Annotated in this window: 10 protein-coding genes; 9 read left to right on the top strand and 1 reads right to left on the bottom strand. The window is 49.8% G+C overall.

The genetic code is table 11. The features are described 5' to 3' along the window. Positions 1-2: 2 nt before the first annotated feature. A complete protein-coding gene (locus OXG10_06675) occupies positions 3-1,250 on the top strand; it encodes a replication-associated recombination protein A (GenBank protein ID MCY3827047.1) in 1,248 nt (415 codons plus the stop codon). 9 nt (positions 1,251-1,259) lie between these two features. On the opposite strand, the gene gloA is transcribed toward OXG10_06675, so the two are convergent. After that, positions 1,260-1,643: a lactoylglutathione lyase gene (gene gloA / locus OXG10_06670; GenBank protein ID MCY3827046.1), complete on the bottom strand. Its 384-nt coding sequence runs from the start codon at positions 1,641-1,643 to the stop codon at positions 1,260-1,262. An 89-nt stretch (positions 1,644-1,732) separates the two neighbouring features. Here gloA and OXG10_06665 point away from each other — a divergent pair, with 89 nt between their 5' ends. From OXG10_06665 to OXG10_06630, 8 genes are all read left to right on the top strand, one after another. Continuing rightward, on the top strand, positions 1,733-1,873 hold the full coding sequence (locus OXG10_06665; GenBank protein ID MCY3827045.1) for a hypothetical protein: 141 nt from the start codon (positions 1,733-1,735) through the stop codon (positions 1,871-1,873). A gap of 4 nt (positions 1,874-1,877) precedes the next feature. Further along, a complete protein-coding gene (locus tag OXG10_06660; protein ID MCY3827044.1) occupies positions 1,878-2,933 on the top strand; it encodes an NAD-dependent epimerase/dehydratase family protein in 1,056 nt (351 codons plus the stop codon). A 1-nt stretch (position 2,934) separates the two neighbouring features. Beyond that, positions 2,935-3,657, top strand: a complete 723-nt coding sequence (locus tag OXG10_06655) for an ABC transporter ATP-binding protein (protein MCY3827043.1) — start codon at positions 2,935-2,937, stop codon at positions 3,655-3,657. Then, positions 3,654-4,352 carry a heme exporter protein CcmB gene (locus tag OXG10_06650; GenBank protein MCY3827042.1) on the top strand — a complete coding sequence of 233 codons (699 nt, stop codon included), beginning with the start codon at positions 3,654-3,656 and terminating at the stop codon, positions 4,350-4,352. Before OXG10_06655 ends, OXG10_06650 begins: the two co-directional genes overlap by 4 nt. Positions 4,353-4,372: 20 nt before the next feature. Next, positions 4,373-5,032, top strand: a complete 660-nt coding sequence (gene ccsA, locus OXG10_06645) for a cytochrome c biogenesis protein CcsA (protein ID MCY3827041.1) — start codon at positions 4,373-4,375, stop codon at positions 5,030-5,032. Between the two features lie 6 nt (positions 5,033-5,038). After that, positions 5,039-5,173: a hypothetical protein gene (locus OXG10_06640; protein ID MCY3827040.1), complete on the top strand. Its 135-nt coding sequence runs from the start codon at positions 5,039-5,041 to the stop codon at positions 5,171-5,173. Then, positions 5,170-5,580, top strand: coding sequence for a cytochrome c maturation protein CcmE (locus OXG10_06635; GenBank protein ID MCY3827039.1), 411 nt, complete (start codon positions 5,170-5,172; stop codon positions 5,578-5,580). Before OXG10_06640 ends, OXG10_06635 begins: the two co-directional genes overlap by 4 nt. A gap of 68 nt (positions 5,581-5,648) precedes the next feature. Further along, positions 5,649-6,809 carry a transposase gene (locus OXG10_06630; protein ID MCY3827038.1) on the top strand — a complete coding sequence of 387 codons (1,161 nt, stop codon included), beginning with the start codon at positions 5,649-5,651 and terminating at the stop codon, positions 6,807-6,809.

Here is a 6,809-nt window from a genome sequence, read left to right as displayed (position 1 = left end):
GAATGAGACCCGAGAGCATACAAGAGATGGTAGGCCAAGAGCATCTGATAGGGCCGCAGGGGCTTGTTACGAAAACGCTTGAGGCCGGGGGAGTGCATTCCATGATATTCTGGGGTCCCCCTGGGACGGGCAAAACGACTCTTTCAAGGCTTATCGCGGGCAGGGCTGGTGCCAGGTTCATACAGATAAATGCGATTTCTTCCGGAGTCAGGGAGCTTAGGGATATTGTCGCGGACGCAAGAGACGCTCTTTACTCCGGGCGGAAAACCGTGCTTTTCATTGACGAGATACACAGATTCAACAAGGCTCAGCAGGCTGCGCTTCTCAAGAGCGTCGAGGAAGGGGTCCTGGTGCTCATAGGCGCTACCACTGAAAATCCTTCGTTTGAAGTTATAAGTCCCCTTCTTTCCCGCTGTCAGGTTTATGTTCTTGATCCGCTTTCGGCGCAGGACCTTGACCGAATACTTGAAAAAGCCTTCTCCGAGGAAAAACTCTTGGAGGATGCCGATATATCGGCTGAGGCTCGCGGCGAACTCATCGCCCTTTGCGGCGGAGACGCCAGAGTAATGCTGAACGCGCTTGAAATTGCTTCTTCCCTTCTCCGTTCAAAAAAACTTTCTGAGATTGATACCGATCTTGTAAAAGAGATTTTCCAGAAAACGGGCCTTCTCTACGACAGGGCGGGGGAAGAACACTACAATACGATTTCCGCTTTTATAAAAAGCGTAAGGGGAAGTGATCCCGACGCGGCGGTTTACTACTTGGCGAGAATGCTTGAAGCTGGGGAGGACCCGAAGTTCATCGCAAGGCGTCTTGTGATACTTGCTTCAGAGGATATTGGAAACGCCGAACCCTATGCGCTTACCCTCGCGACCGACTGCTTCACCGCGGTTAATTACGTTGGGATGCCTGAGAGCAGGATAATCCTCTCTCAGGTTACGACCTATCTTGCCAGCTGTCCCAAGAGCAACGCTGCATACAGGGCGATAAAGAAGGCCGAAGCCGATGTGAGAAAGAATCCGGGCCTCCAGATTCCGCTTCACCTGAGAAACGCCCCCACGAAACTCATGAAGGATCTTGGTTACAAAAAAGGCTACAAGTACGCCCACGACTACGAGGATCATTTTGTCGAAGACGATTTTCTTCCCGAGGAGATAAAAGACAGCGTTTACTACGAACCCACCGACAAGGGGAGAGAGGCAAATCTCAAGAAATACCTGGAAGCGAGGTGGAAGAAGAGAAAAAAGTAATCGGGGGGATCAGTCTTTTCTTTCTATGAGTTCGATTTTGTACGAATCGGGGTCCTCAACGAAAGCTATCACGGTGGTTCCGTGTTTCATGGGCCCTGGAGCTCTGATTACCCGTCCGCCGGCCTGTTCTATCTTTTCGCACGTCGCATAGATGTCCTCTACTCCAAACGCCATGTGTCCGTAACCCCCTCCATGGTCGTATTGCGAAGTATCCCAGTTATGTGTGAGTTCTAGAAAAGGTTCCGTGTCGCCGCCGTAACCCAGGAAAGCTAGCGTGAAGCGGCCTTCAGGATAATCGGTTTTCCTGTGAAACTTAAGACCAATGACATCGGTATAGAACGCGACTGACTTTTCAAGATTGCCGACCCTTATCATTGTGTGAAGATATTTCATGCGTCTGCCCGCCTGGTTTGTCCGATTTTGCTTATCAATTACTATACTCTGTGATCTCCTGAGCGGTAAAGAGACTGCAGGGGTGTGATATGACCAAAAAGAAGCTAGAAAAACCGAAAACCAGAAAGCCTGTTTCAACGCGACCCGGCAAAGCCATACCTTCGAAAAAAGACGTCGAGGAGAAGAAAAGATTCAGGAAAGCGGACTGGGAAAAGGAAATCAAAAAATAAACTTATGGGAACCTCCGAAAACGTAAAAGCGGGGATAACCGGGGCGACGGGTTTTATCGGTGGCAAGCTTGCTGAAAAACTTGCGGACGAGGGTTTTTCGATAAAATGCCTGGTAAGAGAAACAAGCGATACCGAAAAGTTGCGTTCTCTGCGTGCGGAACTTGTCCACGGGGACCTTTGCGACTCCAGTTCGCTTCAAGCTTTTCCGCAAGAGTGTGATTACGTTTTTCATCTTGCTTCCAAGGTTTCTGACTGGGGACCAAGGGATGATTTTTTCAGGCAGAACGTAGAGGCGACGAGAATCCTTCTTGACTCTTCACGCGAGGCGGGGGTTAAAAGGTTTGTTTATATGAGCTCCTCTACCGTAATCTGGAATGCCTCTTTTCTTGGGACTGTCGACCTCAAGGATATAGATGAAACCTATCCCTATCCAAAAAGCCACCATAATTTCTATAATGAAACCAAGGCCTTATCCGAAAAACTTGTGAGAGAATATAACGGACGGGGAGGCATGGAAACAGTTATATTAAGACCGTCAAACGTCTGGGGAGCCGGCGACACGGTCATACTTCCGAGAATAGCCGACGCCTGCCTCAAGGGCCTTCTGGTTAACATGGGTTTTAACAAAAAAATTGTCTCTCCATGCCATGTGCTTAATCTTGTTCACGCCACGGTGCTATCGGCCCTCTCTTCTGCCGGGGCGGGCAACATATACTTTGTAAACGACGGGGCGCGTATCGATAACCGCCGTTTTGTCTCCGATCAGCTCGCGTCAATAGGAATTGAGTGGAAGCCGGGGGTCACGGTACCGTACACTCTGGGGTATGCGGTTGCGTTCGTTCTTGAGAAAATCTTTGAACTCAGAAGATCGGAGACCCCGCCTGTCCTTACCCGCTTTGGCGTTTCCGCTCTATCGAAGAGCAGAACCTACAGCATAGAGAAGGCAAAAAGGGATCTGGAGTATGAGCCGGTGTGCGGTTACGAGACGGGAATGCAGGGGCTTGCGGAGTGGATTTCAGAGATCGGCGGTTATGAAAAAATCCTTGGAAAAGGAAAATGATATGCAACCCGGTGTATACGCGATAGAAACCAGGGGACTTGAAAAGCAGTTCGGTTTTTTCCCTGTGCTGATGGGAATTGATCTTACCGTTGAACAGGGCGAATTCCTCACCGTTTTCGGTCCCAATGGCGCCGGCAAGTCCACCTTGCTTTCCATTCTTTCGACATTCATAAAACCCGGCGGGGGAGAGGCCTTTGTAGCCGGTTTTGACGTCTCAAGGGAAAAACAGCAGATAAGAAAACTTATAGGGTTCATCTCCCATAACACGATGCTTTATGAAAACCTTACCGCTTGGGAAAACCTCGAGTTTATAGGCGCGTTCTACGACGTGCCGGATCTTAAGAGCAGGTGCTCTGATATTCTCGAGAGGGTTGAACTCTACGCTAAGAAAGACGCGCTCGTAAGCACCCTTTCTTTCGGAACGCGCCAGCGCCTTGCTATCGCCAGAACGCTTCTTCACGACTCGCAGATACTTTTTCTGGATGAACCGTACAGCGGCCTCGATTACGGCGGAGCTGCCATCCTTACCTCGATTCTAGGTTCAATGAAAGCGGACAAAACCGTAGTTATGACAACCCATAATGTCTACGAGGGGCTTTCGCTGTGCGACAAGGTCGCAATTCTCGATCAGGGAGAGGTGGTCTATGCATCTGCGCAGAAACCCGCTCGCGAGGAATTTCAGGATATCTACATGTCTTGCGTCAGAAGTGGTGACGGGCAATGAGAAGTATATTGCTTATATTCAGAAAGGATTTTCTGGTGGAGTGGCGTTCAAAGCAGATATTTCCGACGATGTTCGTATTTTCGCTTCTGCTTCTCCTGGTTTTTAACGTTGCTTTTGAATTCCGCTCGGATGTTGATTCCCGGGCAGTCTCGGCCGTTATATGGATAACTTTTATTTTTTCTGGACTCTTGGCCCTTGGAAGATCATTTTCGCTTGAAAAGGAAAATAATGCCTTCGCGTTTCTTCTTCTGACTCCTGTAAGCAGAAGCTACATCTATCTCGGAAAACTGCTTTCAAACACGGTTATGGTTCTGCTCTCCGAACTCTTCATACTTCCGCTTTTTCTTCTGTTTTTTCTTTTTGACGCAGACGGGGTTTCGCTTTCATTTGCCGGCACCGTACTCCCATTTCTCGGGGTTATGGTTCTTGGAACGATAGGGTTTGTGTCGCTTGGCACTTTTTTTTCTTCGATGGCCCTGAATACAAAGCTTCGCGACATGATGCTTCCCCTGCTGGTTTTTCCCCTCATCATACCTGTCGTGATAACCTCGGTCGGAATATGCTCTTCAATACTGGAGGGAAGGCCTCCGGATTACTACGCTTTTTCTTTGCAGGTACTGGTTTCCTTCGATATAATCTTCATCCTTTTATGCTCTATTCTGTTTGAGTATCTTATTGAGGATAGCGGGGACTGACCCGCTTTCTTTTTAAAAAAATGCGAAACATACTGTTTTTCCTGACGTTTGCGCTGATGGTTCTCGCTACCTGGATGACGCTTCTTTACGCGCCTACGGAAGTGGTTATGGGCCATGTGCAGAGAATTTTCTATTTCCACATGGGGACGGTCTGGGCCGCCACGGTGGCTTTTACGGTGGTTTTCGTGGCGAGCATATATTATCTGGTAAAGGAGACAGCGAAATGGGATACGCTTGCCTACTGCTCGGCCGAGATAGGCATGCTGCTTCTTACTCTAACGATTATCACTGGGAGCATATGGGCAAAGCCGGTCTGGGGAACTTGGTGGACATGGGACCCGCAGTTAACGACCACGTTTATTCTCTGGGTTCTTTACGCCGTTTATCTGGTTCTGCGTTCCGGTGCCGGAGGGCGCGGAAAAAAGGCTAGATACTCGGCCATATTCGCCATAATTGCCTACGTGGATCTTCCCGTGGTTTATGTCTCGGCCCGTATAAAAAGAGGCATATCGCCCGTGGTCTTCGGACCCGGGGGAGGTGGCATAGATCCCGCCATGATGCACACTCTCTTGGTCACCCTGTTAGGATTTACGCTTCTTTTCGTTTTACTCCTCGGTGAGAGAATAAGGATAATGAACATGGAAAATCAGCTTTACGTCCGGGGCGGGCGAGGGGGGTAGTCTGCGATGGAATATTTCCTCTGGTCAAGCGTAGTGGTCTGGGGCTCTCTTATCGCCTATGTGCTCTACCTGCGCGCGAAGTCGGCTTCGGTAAGGAAAAAGTTGCTCTCGGGCGGTGACGGCCTTGGAGGTGAAGGTTGAAGGGTAAGCTCAAATTCATTTTGCCTCTTTTGGTGATAGTTTCTTTGATTTCCTGGCTTGTCTTCGCGGGAGTCAAGGATTCCATGGTCTACTACATAACGGTTGATGAACTGTTAGAGGACGTCCCGGACATTTACGGACAGAAGGTAAGGGTTTCTGGAACCGTGGTTCACGGTTCAATAAAGAACGAGCTAGATGATTCGCTTCGGTTTACCATAGCGGACGGCAAGGGTGAAATCGACGTCGAGTACGACGGCATAATTCCCGATATATTCACAGATGGGGTTGAGGCGGTCGTTGAGGGCAAGTTCTCCGCCGATAACGTCTTTGAGGCGGATCTGTTGCTTGCAAAGTGCCCCACCAAGTATGAATCCGAAGAAGGCCCCTACCAGAGAAAAGAAGGCTAACAACGGGGATTATGTATTTCAGTTGACAGTTAGTTCAAACAACTGACAGAATCAGGTATAATGTAGTGATGATAAGGACTTACAAGTGCAGGGTGAAGATTTCCAAGACGGGACATGAGAGGCTTGCGGAGATATTCAGATTATCCGCAGAACTCTATAACGCAGGTCTGGAGTCCCGCATTGACTGCTACAAGCGCACGGGGAAGAGTCGCAGTCTTTATGACCAGTACAAGGGGCTTGTGCGGGTAAGGGAGGAGTTGCCGGAGTTTGAGGCGGTGTCAAGCATCGTGTTCCGTGGCGTGCTGTCGAGGCTTGACAAGGCATACAAGCGGTTCTTCAGGCACGGCGGTTTCCCCCGTTGGAAGAGCGGGAGACGCTGGCGCACCATAGAGATAAACGATGCTGCCTGGCGAATGCTCAAGCGAGAGGGAGACAAACTTATCCTTAAGATCAAGGGGCTTCCCCGCATCGTGGTGAAGCCGAACAGGGAACTTCCGCCTAACAGTCTGCTCAAAGCGATACGCATTACAAGAAAGCCCCTGCGTACGGAAGTTGCCCTGTCCTATGAGTTGCCGACCCCCGAGGCCAAACCGGTCACTAACCCCGTAGGCATAGATATGGGGATATCCAAGCGTTTGACGCTGAGCGATGGGGAGACGATAGAGAAGCGGGATATAGACCGCAAGAAATTGATACGTCTCCAACGCTCCGTATCACGAAAGAAAAGAGGTTCTAACAACCGGAGAAAAGCCATATCCCTGCTCGCAAAGGAATGGCAGAGAGTATCGGACAGGGAAAGAGACTATCTCCACCGCCTTACCTCGGAGATAGCAAGGATGTATGACTTCATAGCTGTAGAGAAACTGAAGACAAGGAACATGCTTCGCAACGGGAATTTAGCCCGGAGTATTTCAGAGCAGACCTGGGGGAAGACCATAACGCTGCTTAACGAGAAGGCCGAGAGTGCTGGCGGTAAGATGGTGGAAGTGGACCCCAAGGGAACCTCGCAGGAATGCTCAAACTGCGGAGCAACGGTGAAGAAGAATCTGTCCGTCCGGACGCATAGATGTTCATGCGGACTTGTGATGGACAGGGACTTGAATGCGGCAATAAATATCCTTCATCGTGGACTCACGATTGCGGGCGGGAATGTTACCCGCATGGCCGGAAGGATTAAAGAGAAGCGAGGGATTGCCCTCGCTCGGCCAAGAACAGTGTATGTCAACTAA

Source organism: Candidatus Dadabacteria bacterium (assembly GCA_026706695.1).
Classification (GTDB): Bacteria; Desulfobacterota_D; UBA1144; order Nemesobacterales; family Nemesobacteraceae; genus Nemesobacter.
Note: the sequence above shows the minus strand (reverse complement) of the source record. Positions and strands in the feature narration are given on the sequence as shown.

What these genes read in the sequence shown, in the direction of transcription:
- OXG10_06675 (MCY3827047.1), top strand. Translation starts at nt 3, where the DNA reads ATGAGACCCGAGAGCATACAAGAGATGGTAGGCCAAGAGCATCTGATA.
- gloA (MCY3827046.1), bottom strand. Translation starts at nt 1,643, where the DNA reads ATGAAATATCTTCACACAATGATAAGGGTCGGCAATCTTGAAAAGTCA.
- OXG10_06665 (MCY3827045.1), top strand. Translation starts at nt 1,733, where the DNA reads ATGACCAAAAAGAAGCTAGAAAAACCGAAAACCAGAAAGCCTGTTTCA.
- OXG10_06660 (MCY3827044.1), top strand. Translation starts at nt 1,878, where the DNA reads ATGGGAACCTCCGAAAACGTAAAAGCGGGGATAACCGGGGCGACGGGT.
- OXG10_06655 (MCY3827043.1), top strand. Translation starts at nt 2,935, where the DNA reads ATGCAACCCGGTGTATACGCGATAGAAACCAGGGGACTTGAAAAGCAG.
- OXG10_06650 (MCY3827042.1), top strand. Translation starts at nt 3,654, where the DNA reads ATGAGAAGTATATTGCTTATATTCAGAAAGGATTTTCTGGTGGAGTGG.
- ccsA (MCY3827041.1), top strand. Translation starts at nt 4,373, where the DNA reads ATGCGAAACATACTGTTTTTCCTGACGTTTGCGCTGATGGTTCTCGCT.
- OXG10_06640 (MCY3827040.1), top strand. Translation starts at nt 5,039, where the DNA reads ATGGAATATTTCCTCTGGTCAAGCGTAGTGGTCTGGGGCTCTCTTATC.
- OXG10_06630 (MCY3827038.1), top strand. Translation starts at nt 5,649, where the DNA reads ATGATAAGGACTTACAAGTGCAGGGTGAAGATTTCCAAGACGGGACAT.